This window comes from Pseudomonas sp. HLS-6, from assembly GCF_002753995.1.
Lineage (GTDB): Bacteria > Pseudomonadota > Gammaproteobacteria > Pseudomonadales > Pseudomonadaceae > Aquipseudomonas > Aquipseudomonas defluvii.
On sequence record NZ_CP024478.1, the window covers coordinates 581,000 to 597,472 of the forward strand.

Genomic DNA, 16,473 nt, shown 5'->3' on the forward strand with positions numbered 1-16,473 from the left:
CGCATGAGCGACTCCCTTGATCTCAGCCTCGATGGCGTAGAGCGCCGGTCACTGGCTGACTTCACCGAACAGGCCTACCTCAACTACTCCATGTACGTAATCATGGACCGTGCGCTGCCACATATCGGCGATGGCCTGAAACCGGTGCAGCGACGTATCGTCTATGCCATGAGCGAGCTGGGGCTGGACGCTGACGCCAAGCACAAGAAATCGGCACGTACCGTTGGTGATGTACTCGGCAAATTCCACCCCCATGGCGATTCGGCCTGTTATGAAGCCATGGTGTTGATGGCCCAGCCGTTCAGCTACCGCTACACACTGGTCGATGGCCAGGGTAACTGGGGGGCACCGGATGATCCGAAGTCCTTTGCCGCCATGCGTTACACCGAGGCACGCCTGTCGCGTTACTCCGAAGTACTGCTCAGTGAGCTGGGCCAGGGTACCGCCGACTGGGTGCCCAACTTTGACGGCACCCTCGACGAACCTGCCGTGCTGCCAGCACGTTTGCCGAACATTCTGCTCAACGGTACCACCGGTATCGCAGTGGGCATGGCGACTGACGTGCCGCCCCACAACCTGCGCGAAGTGGCCAGTGCCTGTGTGCGGCTGCTCGATGAGCCGAAAGCGACCGTCGAACAGCTGTGTGAGCATATCCAGGGCCCAGACTATCCGACCGAAGCGGAAATCATCACGCCACGGGCCGACCTGCTGAAAATCTACGAAACCGGTCGTGGTTCGGTGCGCATGCGCGCGGTCTACCGCATCGAGGATGGCGATGTCGTCGTTACCTCGTTGCCGCATCAGGTCTCCGGCGCCAAGGTGCTGGAGCAGATCGCTGCGCAGATGCAAGCCAAGAAGCTGCCGATGGTGGCCGATCTGCGGGACGAGTCTGACCATGAAAACCCGTGCCGGATCGTGATCATCGCCCGCTCCAACCGGGTCGACCTCGACGAGTTGATGCAGCACCTGTTTGCGACCACGGATCTGGAGTCCAGCTACCGGGTCAACATGAACATCATCGGCCTTGACGGTCGCCCTCAGCTCAAGAACCTGCGGGCGCTGCTCAGCGAGTGGCTGGAGTTCCGGGTTGGTACTGTGCGTCGTCGTCTGCAGTTCCGCCTGGACAAGGTCGAGCGGCGCCTGCACCTGTTGGAAGGTTTGCTGGTGGCGTTCCTCAACCTGGATGAAGTGATTCATATCATCCGCACCGAGGATCAGCCGAAGGCTGCGCTGATCGCCCGTTTCGGCCTGACCGAAACCCAGGCGGAGTACATTCTCGAAACCCGCCTGCGCCAACTGGCGCGGCTGGAAGAAATGAAAATTCGCAATGAGCAGGACGAGTTGGCCAAAGAGCAGGCTCGCCTGATCGCCTTGCTGGGTAGCGAATCCAAGCTGCGCAAGCTGGTGCGCACGGAACTGATCAAGGATGCCGAGACCTACGGCGATGATCGCCGCTCGCCGATCATCGAGCGTGCCGAGGCCAAGGCCCTCTCGGAAAACGAGTTGATGCCGACCGAGCCGGTTACCGTGGTGCTTTCGGAGAAGGGCTGGGTGCGTTGCGCCAAAGGTCACGACATCGATGCAACGGGGCTTTCCTACAAGGCCGGCGATGGTTTCAAGACTGCCGCTGCGGGGCGTTCCAACCAATTCGCGGTATTCATCGACTCGACGGGCCGCAGCTATTCGGTGGCGGCTCATACCCTGCCGTCGGCGCGGGGGCAGGGAGAGCCGCTGACCGGCCGACTGACACCGCCGCCAGGGGCTACTTTTGAGTGCGTGCTGCTGCCTGACGATGACGCGCTGTATGTGATCGCTTCCGATGCCGGCTATGGCTTTGTGGCCAAGGGCGAAGACCTGCAGGCCAAAAACAAGGCGGGCAAGGCGCTGCTCAGCTTGCCCAATGGTGCCAAGGTCATTGCGCCGCGCGCCTTGTCCGATCGTGAGCAGGATTGGCTGGCAGCCGTCACGACCGAAGGTCGGTTGCTGGTGTTCAAGGTCAGCGACTTGCCGCAGTTAGGCAAAGGAAAGGGCAATAAAATCATTGGTATTCCAGGTGAGCGGGTTGCTAGCCGCGAAGAGTACGTCACTGATTTGGCGGTCGTTCCTGAGGGTTCAACCCTTGTATTGCAGGCCGGCAAGCGTACTCTGTCTCTCAAGGCTGATGACCTGGAGCACTACAAGGGTGAGCGAGGGCGGCGCGGTAGCAAGCTGCCACGTGGTTTCCAGCGGGTTGACGCGTTGCTGGTCGAGAGCCTTGGCTAGTGTGCTCGTGGGCCGCATACCCGGCTTTTTTGGTCGGGTATACGGCACAAATGCTGGAGTCGCGCCGCATATTCGCGGATGATAGGCGCCTTGTGGTGCCCAGGTAGCTGGGTGCCCGAGTGAATTTATGTGTATCACTGCGGTGAGCCGAGTGGCGACCGCCTGGATGGGATGATGACTTTTCTGCGCCTTCCATTTGTTCTACTGCTGGCAGGGGTATTGGGCCTGGCTGGCTGTAGCATGCATCAACCGGTTGCGCTGTATCAGCTCGACGATGGTCAGCCTGAGCAGCCTAAACAGGCGGGCGGCATGGCCGTTGTGCTGGGGCCGGTGTCGGTTGCTGATTACTTGCAACGTGAAACCTTCCTGCAGCGTCAGGCGGATGGCAGCCTGACTGCTGCTACCGATGGTCGTTGGGCAGGCAGCCTGTCGGCTGACATCGATCAACTGCTGGTACGTCAGTTGGCCTGGCGTCTGGACAGCCATCGCGTCGTGCTGGCGCCGGCCACCTCGGGTTTCAGTCCTGACGTGCAAGTGCTGCTGTCGATCACACGTCTGGATTCGGGCGTGCATCAGCCTGCCATTCTGGATGCCCAGTGGCGTTTGATTGACCGTCGTGGCAAGGTTCGTGACAACCGTATCATCCACCTTGAGGAACGGCATCTGGGCAGTTCTGCTGATCAGGTCAAGGCTCAGGGTGTGTTGCTGCAGCGATTGTCTGAACAGTTGAGCGCTGCGCTCAAACCGCTGGCCAATCAGCCGCCTGTGGTCGAAGAAACACCACGCAAGGCTGCTCCTGTGCAGGTGCGCAAGGAGGGGCCTGAAAAGTCGAAGATCCCGCTGGCTTCGCCAATCCGCACCGAAATGGAAGTGTTCCGCTTCTGAAGAACGAGCCCGCAGCGATGCGGGTTCAGGCCGTCGACGCTGCGCACTTACGGGTACCCGTGCTGACGCCATCGCAGGCAAGCCTGCTCCTACAGGAAATTCGGTGTACTGTGCGGATCCCTGTGGGAGTTGGCTTGCCAACGATGCAGGCGCCTCGCACTCACTGACACCCGTGCTGACGTCATCGCAGGCAAGCCTGCCTCGGTGGGTGGGCTAGTTCTTGACGCGGCTTTCGTGCATGCGTGCCAGTTGGCGTTCCAGCATCGATGGATAAGGTTCCATCAGTCGTTCGACGCAGCAGGCCCCTTCAGGGCTGGCGATCGGGCGAATGCGGGCGCGCTGGCGAATCAGGGCGTCGTCGCTGATCTTGCGTTCGACCAGCAACAAATTGCGGCTGTGCTGGGACAAGGCCAGGGCATCCTGGGCCTTTTCGGTCAGCAGCAGGTCGATCTGGCTCAGGCCATGCAGGCCTTCACCCAACACCAGACCCAGCTGCAGTTGCAGGGTGATGCCGCTGTCCGCGACCTCGATCTGCAGTGCATGGCCGAGTGCGCGCAGCAGTTCGCCGCAGCAAATGGCGTTGGTCAGGTAGTCGTCACCGCTGTCCTGGCGGTGGAACAGCATCAGGGTGCTGCCGTCATTGAGCGTCTGCACTTCGCCTTCATACAGCGAGGCGGCCTGGTCGAGGCAGTCGCGGTAGCGTTCCAGCAGTTCAGTCAGGCGCGCGCGTGGTAGGCGACGCAGTTGTTCCTGCGAGCCCAGTTGTATGGCCAGAACTGCACTGGCCTGCGGTGGGCGTGCAACTGCTTGCGGGGCCGGGCGGGCGACGTCGGTGTCATCATGCAGGTCGGCGAACGCCTCGTCGTCCTCGTCCACGACAGCTCGGACGGTAGGGCGTGCAATGGCTGGGGTTTCGTCAAAGCTTGGGTCGCGCAGATTACGCACTTCAAATGTCGGTTCGTCCGCCTCGCTTTCCAGCAAGTCGTCATCCTCTGCTTCTGGCTCTACCTCACGCGGCGGCGGCGCGAAGCGGGCATGCAGTTGGCGCGCCAGGTCGCCAATCTCGTCCTGGCGCTCAGTGGCCGGGGTGAATTCATTCAGGTCACGCAGCCATACGCGCAGTTGCAGCAGCGGCGTGGAGATGAAACGCCCCAGACGAAGGCTTAAGGCCAGTGCCAGTGCCAGCAGGATACCGGCCAGAATGCCCATGCTTTGCAGGCTGATGGTCAGCGGTTGCTGGAACTGGCTCATGTCCAGGCTGATGCGCAGTTGCCCTGCCGTCACGTCCTGGAAGGTGATTTTGGTCTGGTAGAGGCCTTCCGCTTCGCCCAGCAGGCCGTTTTTCGGGCGCTGGCCAGCCTCGGCCAGAATCCGGTTATCGACGCTGTAGATGGCCGCGTGGGCCACCAGCGGGTTCTTCACCAGGTTGCCCAGCAGCACGTTGAGACTGAGGATGTCGTTGGACACCAGCAGTTCGGTAGCCGAGGTGGCCGTCTGGGTCGTCAGGCTCTGGCCCAGGGCATCAGCCTGTTCATGCATGGCTTCCTTGAACTGCAGGCCCATCACAACGGCATAGATCACCAGTGCCAAGGCGACCAGGAAGACGTTATGGCAGGCGATCCGCAGCGCCAACGGTACTCGGCGCTGGCGCAGGGCACGAAAGATCAGCAGGAAGAAGTTGTCGGTTTTTACAGGCGTAGGCCGGTTCACAGAGCGCGGCTCTTTATGTCGGTTAAGTTGCTGCGCAGTATAGCGAGCAGCTACAGGGCGGCAAAGTATCGGCGGTGCCCGATAGTCAGTGAAAGTCGGTAGAATGCGCTTTTTTTCAACGAGTCGGAGCCCGTCTTGCGCGAAATCGTCCTGATCAACATCACTGGTGAGGACCGTCCGGGTCTCACCGCCGCCATCACCGGTGTCCTGGCGAGGAGCGGTGTGAACATCCTCGATATCGGTCAGGCGGTGATTCATGACACCCTGTCCTTTGGCATTCTGGTCGAAATTCCAGAAAGCGAGCATGCCTCTTCGGTCCTCAAGGACATCCTGTTCGCTGGCTACGAGCTGGATCAGCAGGTGCGTTTTACGCCGGTTTCCGAAGCCGATTACCAGGCCTGGGTAGAGGGTCAGGGCAAGCCACGGCATATCGTTACGTTGCTGACCCGCAAGGTAACCGCTGAGCAAGTGCAGCGAGTGAGCGCGATTACCGCGCAATACGGCCTGAATATCGACCACATCGACCGTCTGTCCGGCCGCGTTGCGTTGGATACGCCGGTGGAAAAGAGCAAGGGTTGCATCGAGTTCTCGGTACGTGGCGAACCCGCCGACCCCCAAGCCCTGCGCGCCGAATTTCTCAGCGTGGCTCAGGAACTGAACGTCGACATCGCTTTCCAGCAGGACTCGCTGTTCCGCCGTAACCGTCGTCTGGCGGTATTCGACATGGACTCCACCCTGATCGAAGCCGAAGTCATTGATGAGTTGGCCAAGGCTGCGGGTGTGGGTGAGCAGGTCTCGGAGATCACCGAGCGCGCGATGCGCGGCGAGCTGGATTTTCGGGCCAGCTTCAAGGAGCGCCTGGCGTTGCTCAAAGGGCTGGATGTCAGCGTGCTGGATGAAATCGGTGCGTCGCTGCGTTTGACCGAGGGTGCCGAGACCCTGTTTGCCGAGCTCAAGCGCCTGGGCTACAAGACCGCCATCCTGTCCGGCGGCTTCACCTACTTCGCCAAGCAGTTGCAGGCCCGTCTGGGTATTGACTATGTCTATGCCAACGAGCTGGAAGTCGTCGATGGCAAGGTCACCGGTGTGGCGGTAGAGCCGATTGTCGATGCACAGCGCAAGGCTGATCTGCTGACCGAGCTGGCACGCAAGGAAGGCTTGCAGATGGAGCAAACCATTGCCGTGGGCGATGGTGCCAATGACCTGCCAATGCTGGCCATTGCAGGGCTGGGTGTTGCGTTCCGGGCCAAACCGTTGGTCAAGCAGTCGGCCAAACAGGCGATTTCGACATTGGGCCTGGATGGTGTGTTGTACCTGCTGGGCATGCGTGACCGCCACGGTCGTGGCTGATCACGCTGCTGGTTAGCCCCGCATGACATGCGCCCCCGGCCTGGGGGCGCATGTCTGTCTGTAGCGTCAGGCTTGTGCAGGCAGTGCCAGGCCTTGGCCCATCCGTACAGCAGAACCTGCTGTCAGCTCTTCAGCCCATTTCACTTGATCCTGACCGAACAGCACGATAGCGGTCGAACCCAGTTTGAAACGTCCCAGCTCCGCACCCTTCTCCAGGTGGATCGGCGCACGGGCGGCGTCGTCGTAGCGGAAGGTTTTCAGCTCGCGCTTCGGCGGTGTCACCAGGCCCGCCCAAACGGTTTCGATCGATGCCACGATCATTGCACCCACCAGCACCACGGCCATCGGGCCACGTTCGGTGTCGAACAGGCAGACCACGCGTTCGTTACGGGCAAACAGCTCCGGTACGTTTTCGGCGGTAGTCTGGTTGACTGAGAACAGGCGACCCGGTACGTAGACCATCTCGCGCAGTGTGCCGGCCAGTGGCATGTGCACGCGGTGGTAGTCCTTCGGCGACAGGTAGATTGTGGCGAACTGGCCCCCCATGAACGGCGCAGCAAGTGCTGGATCGCCGCCCAGTAGTTCCAGGGCGCTGAAGCTGTGGCCTTTGGCCTGGAAAATGCGTCCGTGCTCGATAGGGCCGAGCTGGCTTACAGCGCCGTCGGCTGGGCAGAGAATCGCCCCTGGAGTTGTGTCCAGCGAGCGTGCATCCGGTTTCAGCGCGCGGGTGAAGAAGGCGTTGAAGTGCTCGTAGGCGGTCACGTCTTCGACCAGTGCTTCACTCATGTTGACCTGGTAGCGTTTGGCGAACCATTGGGTGAACGCATTCTTGAACCAGCGCACGCGGCACTCGGCAATACAGCCTGCCAGGCGCGAAAGCAGGTGATGCGGCAGCAGGTACTGGCTGATGATGAACAAGCGGGATTTCATTGGGTTTCCTTAAACTTCTACAGGCGTGTCCGGATGGTTGCCCCATTCGCCCCATGAGCCGGCATACGCCTTGACCCGTGGGTAGCCGAGGGCCTTGGCCACCAGGTAGGTAAAGCCGGAGCGGTGATGTGTCTGGCAGTGGGTAACCACTTCCTTGTCTTTGCTGATGCCCAGTTGCTCGAGGATCTGCGGCATGTCTTTGCGGATACGCAGGGCGTTGTCGGTGTCCATGCCCTTGGTCCACTCGAAATTGACCGCGCCGGGGATATGTCCGCCCTTGGCGGCGAGGACCTTTTCACCGCTGTATTCCAGTTGGCTACGCGCATCCCAGATTGCCAGGTCGGCTGCGCCGAGGCGGCTTTGCAGGTATTCGCGGGTGGCTGTCGGTGCGTCGTTCAGGCGCAGGCTGACCGGGCCGCCTGCGCTGGCCGGCACATCGGTGGACAGGGCCAGGCCTGCCCCATGCCAGGCATGCAGGCCACCATCCAGGTAGTGGTAACGCGTGTGGCCGATTACGTCCAGCAGCCAGATGAAGCGCCCGGCCCAACCGCCACCTTCGTCGTCATACACGACATAGACGGCATTGGGGTTATGCCCGAGCTCGCCGAACAGTTTTTCCAGGTCAGCTTTGGCCGGCAGCAAGCCTGGCGCAGGAGGCTGACCCAATTGCGTGCGCTTGGGATCAACGAAGCGCGCCCCCGGGATATGTCCACTGCCGTAGCGGTTGACGCTGGTCAGGTCGACCAGAATCAGCTCCGGGGCCTCAAGGCGAGCCTGCAGGTCAGCGGGCTCGATCACCAGGGGCAAGCCAGAAAAGTCAGTCATCCAGGGTCTCCACGTCGAAAGAGAGGGGGCGATTGTAGCGCATGGGTCAAGCACTGCGATTGCTGAAGTTGTTCAGGGCGCGTTCGATGCATTGCGCGGTCTTGCCGAAGGCTTGCACGCTGATTTCCGAGAAGGGCGCGCCGCCTTGGTCGGCCACCAGCAGCATGACGACCCGGCCATGGCTCGACAGCGAGCGCAACAGCAGGTGACTGCCCTTGAACAGGCTGCGCAGGCTGGCCGGCAACAGTGCAGAAAACTGCGCGTTGTTTTCCGGGGTCAGGCGCAGTTGGGCTGACTGAGCCAGCAGGCGTTGCAGCACTTTGCTCTGATCGATCTGCAGGTTCAGGCTGGCAGCCTCTTTGGCCAGGCCGGCAATTTGATGAACGCGCAGGTGGGTCAGGTTCTTGTCGGTCATCAGTAGCATCACCCGCTGCATGCCGCAGGCGAGCAGCGCGTCCCGGGCGTGAGTCGTCAGGTGCATGGCGTTGGTGAAGGGGCTGGGTTCGGCCAGCAGTTCGGCGCAGTACTTGCGCCAGGCACCCAGTGCCTCGGTTGACGGCGGCGCCGCTGGCAACAGGCCGCGCGGGATACGGCGTGCCTCCCACGGCCAGATTAATGCTTCCGCCGGGTGGAACAGGTCGGCGTCTGCGTGGCTGCGGGCACTGCTGGCGGCGTGTTGGTGAATCTGCTGCTGTACCGCGTCGATAGGTTCTTGCAAGTACAGGCTGATCAGGTACTCCCAGCGAACGTTGTGCGGGCTGGTCCAGGCCACCTGGGCCGACAGCGCCAAACCATTGGCCAGTAGCACCGTGTTGGCCGGCTGGTTGAACCAGCGTCGCAAACCGGGATCATCGTCCAGTTGCTGTTGTTGATGCAGCGGGTCGTCATCACGCGCAATGTGGGTGACCTTGGCCAGCAGTTCGCGCTCCTCCTGCAGCAAGTGATAGCCCTGAGTGACCCAGTTTGGCAGGCGCCAATGATTGGCCAGGGCCTGGAAGATGGCGAGCAGGCGCACACCGAACAACTCGTGCTCAACGGCTGTTGATGACTCGCTTTTGTGGACAACCCGCACTTCCCATTCTTCAAGCAACTTGGGGTAAGTGATTGCCAGAGGCCAGAGCGGTGACAGAAACAGCAGGCTGCCCCAGTGGATTTCCTGCCACAGTCGCGCCAGTCGATTGGCGAACAGGCCATTGGCTTGCGTGCAGGCATGCTGGCTGACCATCTGCAACTGCCGCAGGGGTTGCGGGATCTGCGCCTGATCCAGGGTGGGCAAGCGCTCAAGCAGTTCTTCGGTGCGCTTGAGGCCCAATCTGTTCAGGGCGATTTCCAGGCTCTCGGCCGGTTCACTCATGCTCGAATGAGTGTGTTGATTAGCCTCGCGAATCACGCTCAGCACCAGCGCTGGGCTGCCCTGCATCAGCTCGGCAATGTCACGTAACGAGCTTCGGTTGTCGCTGATTGCCGCACGAACCCGTGCATGGCTGTCGCGGGGTACCGGAAGGCGAGCGCTGTCTAGAAGCCTGACCCAGGCATCGAGTGTTTTTGGGGTTTTATTTGGCACGATAGTTTCATTAGGCATGCTGTAGGGCGCCTGAACTGGCTTTTCGCCTTGACTGGCTATAGTCTGGCGCAGAAGTGCCGATAAGTAGAAGAAGAGTTTTCGAGCTTCCGCCCCCCCGACCCTGACCACGACAGTAAGTGCTTTAAACTATGGCTAAAATTATCGGCATCATCGTCGTATTCGCGAGTGTGCTTGGCGGATATGTGCTTTCTCACGGCAAAATCGCTGCGTTGATTCAGCCTTTCGAAGTGCTGATCATCGGGGGTGCTGCATTCGGTGCGTTTTTGCAGGCCAACCCTGGCCATATGACCATGCACGTGGTCAAAAAATCGTTGCAGATGTTCAGCACGCGCTTCACGCACACCTTTTATATCGAGGTGTTGGGCCTGGTCTACGAGATCCTCAACAAGAGCCGTCGTGAAGGCATGATGGCGATTGAGGCCGATATCGAAGACGCGGCGGCCAGTCCGATTTTTGCCAAGTACCCGGCTGTGCTCAAGGATGAACGCATGACCGCGTACATCTGCGACTACCTGCGCATCATGTCTACCGGCAACATGGCTCCCCACGAGCTGGAAGGCCTGTTCGACATGGAATTGCTGAGCCTTAAGGAAGAGCTTGAGCATCCGTCGCACGCGGTGACGGGTATTGCCGACGGTATGCCGGGTTTCGGTATCGTGGCTGCCGTACTGGGTATCGTGGTGACCATGGCCTCGCTGGGTGATGGCGATCAGAAATCCATCGGTCTGCACGTGGGCGCGGCGCTGGTCGGTACCTTCTTCGGTATTCTCGCGGCCTATGGTTTCTTCGGTCCACTGGCCAATACGCTGCGTCATGACGCCCGTGAAGAACTCAATGTCTACGAGGCCATCAAGGCTTCGCTGGTCGCCTCGGCGTCGGGCATGCCGCCATCGCTGGCTGTAGAGTTCGGTCGCAAGGTGCTGTTCCCGTCGCATCGTCCGAGCTTCGCTGAGCTGGAACAAGCGGTTCGCGGTCGCTAAGCCATGGAGAACAATCAGCCCATTATCGTCAAGCGCGTCAAACGCTTTGACGCTGGCCATCACGGTGGCGCCTGGAAGATTGCGTTCGCCGACTTCGCGACGGCGATGATGGCGTTCTTTCTGGTGCTCTGGCTGCTGTCGACGGCCACGCCGGAACAGAAGCTTGCCATCGCTGGCTACTTCAAGGACCCGATAGGGTTCTCTGAAAGTGGTACGCCGTACATTATCGACCTAGGCGGTTCGCCTCAGTTGGCCCCTGAAAAGACTATCAACCCTGAGGTGAAGTCCGAGCCGACGCCTGACACCAGCATTCAGCTGGATAAGGACAAGGTCGAAACCATGGCCGAACAGGTTGAGCGTGAGCGTCTGGAGTTGTTGCTGCAGGAGCTGCAAAACAAGGTCGAAGAAAACCCGCAGCTACAGAAGTTCAAGGATCAGATCCTCTTCGAGATTACCCAGGACGGCCTGCGTATCCAGATCATGGATGCGGAAAACCGGCCGATGTTCGATTTGGGCAGTGCGCGCTTGCAGCCCTATTTCGAAGATATCCTGCTGGCCATGGCCGATACCATCAAGGCTGTGCCGAACAAGATCAGCATCAGCGGTCACACGGATGCCAAGCCGTTCGCCGGTATGGGTGATTTCGGTAACTGGGAGCTCTCTGCCAACCGCGCCAACGCCGCTCGGCGTGCGCTGGTGGCGGGTGGTTACCCGGACACCCAGGTCGCTCGGGTAGTGGGCTATGCGTCGTCGTCGCTGTTTGATCGCGCTAACCCGTTCAATCCGGTTAACCGTCGTATCGACATCATCGTGCTGACCAAGAAGGCCCAGCGTGCGATGGAGGGTGAGCAGGCGCCTGCCGCGCCGGATGGCACTCAGCCAGGTGGCGCACCGGCTTCGCCGGGCGGTTCCAGCGGTGCAACTGCGCCAGAGCCCGAGCCCATGCAGCCACGCGAACTGCGCCAGAAGCTGAATATCTTCGAGGATGGTGTGCTGAAGATGGACGAGCCGGGCAAGCGTTAAGTGCAAGGCACCAAAACGCCCGCGCAGAGCGATCTGCGCGGGCGTTTTGCTGTGTGCTGACGGGCTCGTTATTGCTCAGTAGCTGTCTTGCGGCAAGCTGGCAATGATCGAGCGGTAGCTGTTCATGCGCTGCTGCTGGATGCGCCCGTCTTCCAGTGCCTTGAGCAGGGCGCAGCCGGGTTCGCGATCATGCTTGCAGTCGCGGAAGCGGCAGGTGCCGAGCAGGTCATTGAACTCGATAAAGCCCGACTCGACATCAGCGCGGCTGACATGGCCCAGGCCGAACTCACGGATACCCGGTGAGTCGATCAGTTCGCCACCCCCGGGGAAGTGGAAGAGGCGGGCGGTCGTCGTGGTATGGGTGCCTTGGCCTGACCATTCGGACAGCGCGCCAACACGGGCTTGCACCTCGGGTAGCAGGCTGTTGACCAGCGATGACTTACCCACCCCCGACTGGCCGACGAACACACTGATATGGCCGTCGAGTTGGGACTGCAACTGTTGCATGCCGTCGCCATGGTGGGCCGAAACCTCCAGCAGCGGGTAACCCAGTTGCCGGTACACCGCCAGCAGTGCATTGAGTGCTGGGGCGTTCTGTTCGTCGATCAGGTCGGCCTTGTTCAGCAGGAGCAAGGGGCGAATGCCGGCGTGTTCGGCGGCTACCAGGTAGCGGTCGATCAGGTTGGCATGCGGTTCGGGCATTGGTGCGAAGACGATCACGATCAGGTCGACGTTGGCCGCCACCGGTTTCAGCTGGCCGCGCGAGTCTGGGCGGCACAGTTCGGTGCTGCGCGGCATTTGCGCCACGATCACGCCAATGCCCTGGTTGCCTGCGCGCCAGACGACGCGGTCGCCGGTTACCAGTGCTGGCAGGTTCGCGCGAAGGTGGCAACGAAAGACCTGGCCGACCTGTTCGCCGTCCTGGGCTTCGACTTCAACTTGTACGCCAAAGTGGGCGATTACCAGGCCCAGTTGCTCGGGCCCCAAGTCGCCACCTTCGAGTACCTCCATGGCTTGTTGTTCGCGTTTGGCGGCGCGTGCAGCGCGTTCGCCCTGGATTTTTTCGATACGCCAGTTTTGGCGACGATTGAGCTGGCGTTTGGCCATGAAGGTTCCGTGCGGGAGGCAATATTAAATCGGTCTGGAGTTTAGCATGCTCCACTAGGCTAAACTGCGCAGCTACGTTGAGGAGCACACTGTATGCAGAACCCCCAGAACCTGATCTGGATCGATCTGGAAATGACCGGTCTGGACCCTGATCATGATGTCATCATCGAGATGGCCACGATTGTCACCGACAGTGACCTGAATACCCTGGCTGAAGGGCCGGTCATCGCGATCCATCACAGCGATGAGGTGCTGGCGCGCATGGACGAGTGGAACACCCGTACCCACGGCGCTTCGGGCCTGACCCAGCGTGTACGGGAGAGCAAGATCGACATGGCCGCCGCCGAAGCACAGACCCTGGCCTTCCTCGAGCAGTGGGTGCCGAAGGGCAAGTCGCCGATCTGTGGCAACAGCATCTGTCAGGACCGCCGCTTCCTCTACCGCCACATGCGTGAGCTGGAAAACTATTTCCACTACCGTAATCTCGACGTCTCAACGCTCAAGGAGCTGGCCGCACGCTGGGCGCCTGAGGTCCGCGACAGTTTCAAGAAAGGTGGAACCCATCTGGCGCTGGACGACATCCGCGAATCCATTGCCGAGCTGCGTCACTACCGCGAGCACTTCATCAAGTTCTGATGCGGTGTGCACCCCGGGTGTGCGGATTATCCTCCGTGCGCCCCCTTTTGGTGCCGCGGGCAACTGGGTAGACTGCGCGCCCCTTTGCTCGGATCTGCACCATGTTGTTGATGCTCTACTTGATTGCAATCACCGCTGAAGCCATGACGGGTGCGTTGTCGGCCGGTCGTCGCGGCATGGATTGGTTCGGCGTGGTGCTGATCGCCTGCATTACCGCACTGGGCGGTGGCTCGGTGCGGGATGTACTGCTGGGGCATTACCCGCTGACCTGGGTCAAGCACCCCGAGTACCTGGTGCTGACCAGTGTTGCGGCGCTGGTCACTATCTTCATTGCCCCCTTGATGCGCCACCTGCGTTCGCTGTTCCTGGTGCTTGATGCGCTGGGGTTGGTGGCCTTCACCCTGATTGGCTGCATGACTGCCCTGGAAATGGGCCAGAGCTTTTTGGTTGCCTCGATCAGTGGGGTCATTACCGGGGTCTTCGGCGGCATCCTGCGCGACATCTTCTGCAACGACATCCCACTGATATTCCGTCGTGAGCTCTATGCCAGCGTCTCTTTCGCTGCGGCCTGGTGCTACCTGGCCTGCGTTGCGCTGGAGCTGCCAGGCGAGCAGGCCATTCTGCTCACCTTGTTCGGCGGCTTCCTGTTGCGCCTATTGGCCATTCGCTTTCACTGGGAAATGCCCAAGTTCCATTACAACGACGAGCAATGATCAAACCGACAGGGGTGACAACCGCTCGGCATGTTGCCTTAGCGCCCACTCGACGTGCTCGCGTACCAGATCGGAAGGGTAGTCGCGACGCGCCTTGAGGGCTTCCAGCACGGGAATGCTCGAGGGCGCGTTGCCCAGGCCCACGGCAAGGTTGCGCAGCCAGCGCTCATAGCCGGCCCGGCGCAACGGCGAGCCCTCGGTGCTGGCCAGGAATTTTTCTTCATCCCAGAGAAACAGCTCGGCCAACTCGGCGTTGTCCAGGTTGTGTCGAGGCTTGAAGTCGCGCTCTTCGGTTGGGCGAGCAAAGCGGTTCCAGGGGCAGACAATCTGGCAGTCGTCGCAACCGAAGACCCGGTTGCCAATGAGGGCGCGCAGGTCTTCGGGGATGGCGTTTTTCAGCTCGATGGTCAGGTAGGAAATGCAGCGTCGGGCATCCAGTACATAGGGGCCGACGAAGGCTTTGGTCGGGCAGATATCCAGGCAGGCACTGCAGCGACCACAATGCTCGCTGGTCTGTGCCGGGTCGACGGGCAGTGGAATGTCGACGAACAGTTCGGCAAGGAAGAAGTAGCTGCCGGCCTTGCGGTTCAACAGCAGGGTGTTTTTGCCGATCCAGCCGAGCCCGGCCTGCTCGGCGATGGCTTTTTCCAGCACCGGGGCACTGTCGACAAAGGCGCGAAAGCCAAAGGGGCCAATAGCCTGCTGGACACGCTCGGCCAGTTGTTGAACACGCTTGCGGACCAGCTTGTGATAGTCGCGGCCCAGGGCGTAGCGGGAAATGTACGCTTTTTCGGGTTGCGCCAGGCGCTGTGCCATCTGGGTGTCGCCTGGTAGGTAGTCCATGCGCAGCGAAACCACCCGTAGCGTACCGGGCACCAGTTCTTCAGGGTGCGAGCGCTTGCTGCCGTGGGCGCCCATGTAGTCCATCTCGCCGTGGTAACCGGCTTCAAGCCAGCGCTCCAGGTGTTTTTCATGCTCGCCAAGTGCCACCCCGGCAATGCCGACATGGGCAAAGCCAAGCTCGCGGCCCCATTCCTTGATGGATTGGGCCAGGGCGGGAAGATCAGTGACAGGAACAGGCATGCTAAACAAGGCAATCAGGACTCAGGTGCGTATAATTCTGCCAGACATCGGAGCCCAGTACGCATGCCGCATACCAAACACATCGCAAAAGACGTGCTGACGCTTGAGGGCGACAGCCTGCCGTTGCTGGCAGCACGACCCGTTGATGCACATAAGGGCCAGTTTGGTCATGTGCTGGTAATCGGTGGGGATCGCGGCACCGGCGGTGCCGGGCTTCTGGCGGCAGAGGCTGCCCTGCGCTGTGGTGCCGGGCTGGTTTCACTGGCGACCCGTGGCGAACACCTGGCTGCAGCGCAGGCGCGGTTGCCGGAAGTGATGAGCCTGGGTGTGCAGTCGGCCAACCAGTTGATGGCGCCGTTGTCACGTGCCTCGGTGTTGGTGGTGGGGCCAGGTCTGGGGCAGGCGGCTTGGGGTCGTAGCTTGTTGTCAGCCCTTGTTGATGTGGGGTTGCCGCAGGTGTGGGATGCCGATGCGTTGAACCTGTTGGCGCGCTCGCCCTTGTCGGTGCCCGCCCATAGCATTCTGACCCCGCATCCGGGTGAGGCCGCACGTTTGCTGGGTATCGCCACCGAAGCGGTGCAGGTGGACCGGGCCGGGGCGGCACGCAAGCTGGCGCGCAAATATGCGGCGGTGTGCATTCTCAAGGGCGCCGGCAGCCTGGTTGCCGCTCCGGATGGTCATCTGGCCATGTGTCAGCATGGGCATCCGGCCATGGCGACAGCAGGCTTGGGTGATGTGCTCAGTGGTGTGCTGGGGGCACTGCTGGCGCAGGGAATGGCACCATGGCAGGCCGCCTGTCTTGGTGTTTGGTTGCATGCCCGTGCCGGAGAGCGGCAGGGTGAAAAAGGGCGTGGCCTGGCGGCCAGTGACCTGATTCCAGAGATTCGTCAGTTGTTGGAGGAGCATTCAGCGTGTCAGGTGTAACCCTGTTTATGGCCGATGAGCAGGCCATGGTCGATTTCGGCGCACGTATTGCCGAGGTGACTGAAGGTCGTGGCGTGATCTTTCTCGAGGGCGACCTCGGGGCGGGCAAGACTACCCTGTCGCGCGGCATTATCCGTGGGCTCGGGCATCGTGGCGCGGTGAAAAGCCCGACGTTTACCCTGGTGGAACCCTATGAGATAGGTGACAAGCGTGCCTTCCACTTTGACCTGTATCGTCTGGTCGATCCCGAGGAGCTCGAGTACATGGGCATTCGTGACTATTTTGATGATGACGCCCTGTGTCTGTTGGAGTGGCCCCAAAAGGGGGCGGGCATTTTGCCAAAGCCTGACCTGACCATTACCATAAGCCCACAAGCGGGCGGTCGTTCGCTGAGCCTGTTGCCGCAGGGCTCGCGCGGCGAAGCCTGGTGTGTCGCTCTGGCCTTGGAATTCAAATAGAA

At 60.9% G+C, this 16,473-nt stretch carries 15 protein-coding genes; 9 read left to right on the plus strand and 6 right to left on the minus strand.

Annotation, left to right across the window (positions count from 1 at the left end):
* Positions 1–3: 3 nt before the first annotated feature.
* Both parC and CS390_RS02570 read left to right on the plus strand, forming a co-directional pair.
* Positions 4–2,262, plus strand: coding sequence for a DNA topoisomerase IV subunit A (parC, locus tag CS390_RS02565; RefSeq protein WP_099773404.1), 2,259 nt, complete (start codon positions 4–6; stop codon positions 2,260–2,262).
* A gap of 174 nt (positions 2,263–2,436) precedes the next feature.
* Entirely contained in the window at positions 2,437–3,147 is a 711-nt protein-coding gene (locus tag CS390_RS02570; protein ID WP_065758739.1) for a membrane integrity-associated transporter subunit PqiC, read from the plus strand.
* Positions 3,148–3,360: 213 nt separating this feature from the next.
* On the opposite strand, the gene CS390_RS02575 is transcribed toward CS390_RS02570, so the two are convergent.
* The gene (locus CS390_RS02575) at positions 3,361–4,857 is read right to left on the minus strand and encodes a HAMP domain-containing protein (RefSeq protein ID WP_099773405.1); all 1,497 of its coding nucleotides are present in this window, start codon (positions 4,855–4,857) and stop codon (positions 3,361–3,363) included.
* 135 nt (positions 4,858–4,992) lie between these two features.
* Between CS390_RS02575 and serB the strand changes: the two genes are divergently transcribed.
* Positions 4,993–6,207 (plus strand): phosphoserine phosphatase SerB, encoded by a 1,215-nt coding sequence (gene serB / locus CS390_RS02580; RefSeq protein WP_065758741.1) that lies wholly within the window; start codon positions 4,993–4,995, stop codon positions 6,205–6,207.
* A gap of 66 nt (positions 6,208–6,273) precedes the next feature.
* Here the strand turns inward: serB and asd are convergent, their stop codons facing one another.
* From asd to CS390_RS02595, 3 genes are read right to left on the minus strand one after another with little or no spacing between them, the layout of a single operon-like run.
* On the minus strand, positions 6,274–7,137 hold the full coding sequence (asd, locus tag CS390_RS25135) for an archaetidylserine decarboxylase (RefSeq protein WP_065758742.1): 864 nt from the start codon (positions 7,135–7,137) through the stop codon (positions 6,274–6,276).
* Between the two features lie 9 nt (positions 7,138–7,146).
* Positions 7,147–7,962, minus strand: coding sequence for a rhodanese-like domain-containing protein (locus tag CS390_RS25140; protein ID WP_065758743.1), 816 nt, complete (start codon positions 7,960–7,962; stop codon positions 7,147–7,149).
* A 46-nt stretch (positions 7,963–8,008) separates the two neighbouring features.
* Complete coding sequence (locus CS390_RS02595; RefSeq protein ID WP_099773406.1) at positions 8,009–9,544, minus strand: HDOD domain-containing protein; 1,536 nt, start codon at positions 9,542–9,544, stop codon at positions 8,009–8,011.
* A gap of 131 nt (positions 9,545–9,675) precedes the next feature.
* On the opposite strand from CS390_RS02595, the gene motA reads away from it, so the two are divergent.
* On the plus strand, positions 9,676–10,527 hold the full coding sequence (gene motA / locus CS390_RS02600) for a flagellar motor stator protein MotA (RefSeq protein WP_065758745.1): 852 nt from the start codon (positions 9,676–9,678) through the stop codon (positions 10,525–10,527).
* 3 nt (positions 10,528–10,530) lie between these two features.
* Positions 10,531–11,550, plus strand: coding sequence for a flagellar motor protein MotB (motB, locus tag CS390_RS02605; RefSeq protein WP_099773407.1), 1,020 nt, complete (start codon positions 10,531–10,533; stop codon positions 11,548–11,550).
* Between the two features lie 75 nt (positions 11,551–11,625).
* Here the strand turns inward: motB and rsgA are convergent, their stop codons facing one another.
* Positions 11,626–12,657 (minus strand): small ribosomal subunit biogenesis GTPase RsgA, encoded by a 1,032-nt coding sequence (gene rsgA / locus CS390_RS02610; protein ID WP_065758747.1) that lies wholly within the window; start codon positions 12,655–12,657, stop codon positions 11,626–11,628.
* A gap of 93 nt (positions 12,658–12,750) precedes the next feature.
* Here rsgA and orn point away from each other — a divergent pair, with 93 nt between their 5' ends.
* Together orn and CS390_RS02620 are read left to right on the plus strand one after the other, a co-directional pair.
* Positions 12,751–13,293, plus strand: coding sequence for an oligoribonuclease (orn, locus tag CS390_RS02615; protein ID WP_065758748.1), 543 nt, complete (start codon positions 12,751–12,753; stop codon positions 13,291–13,293).
* Between the two features lie 101 nt (positions 13,294–13,394).
* Positions 13,395–14,006 carry a trimeric intracellular cation channel family protein gene (locus CS390_RS02620; RefSeq protein WP_065758749.1) on the plus strand — a complete coding sequence of 204 codons (612 nt, stop codon included), beginning with the start codon at positions 13,395–13,397 and terminating at the stop codon, positions 14,004–14,006.
* Here CS390_RS02620 and queG read toward each other — a convergent pair whose 3' ends face one another.
* Complete coding sequence (gene queG / locus CS390_RS02625; protein WP_065758750.1) at positions 14,007–15,089, minus strand: tRNA epoxyqueuosine(34) reductase QueG; 1,083 nt, start codon at positions 15,087–15,089, stop codon at positions 14,007–14,009.
* A 63-nt stretch (positions 15,090–15,152) separates the two neighbouring features.
* Here queG and CS390_RS02630 point away from each other — a divergent pair, with 63 nt between their 5' ends.
* Positions 15,153–16,013, plus strand: coding sequence for an NAD(P)H-hydrate dehydratase (locus tag CS390_RS02630; protein ID WP_099773408.1), 861 nt, complete (start codon positions 15,153–15,155; stop codon positions 16,011–16,013).
* Positions 16,001–16,471, plus strand: a complete 471-nt coding sequence (gene tsaE / locus CS390_RS02635; protein WP_099773409.1) for a tRNA (adenosine(37)-N6)-threonylcarbamoyltransferase complex ATPase subunit type 1 TsaE — start codon at positions 16,001–16,003, stop codon at positions 16,469–16,471. Before CS390_RS02630 ends, tsaE begins: the two co-directional genes overlap by 13 nt.
* Positions 16,472–16,473 lie beyond the last annotated feature (2 nt).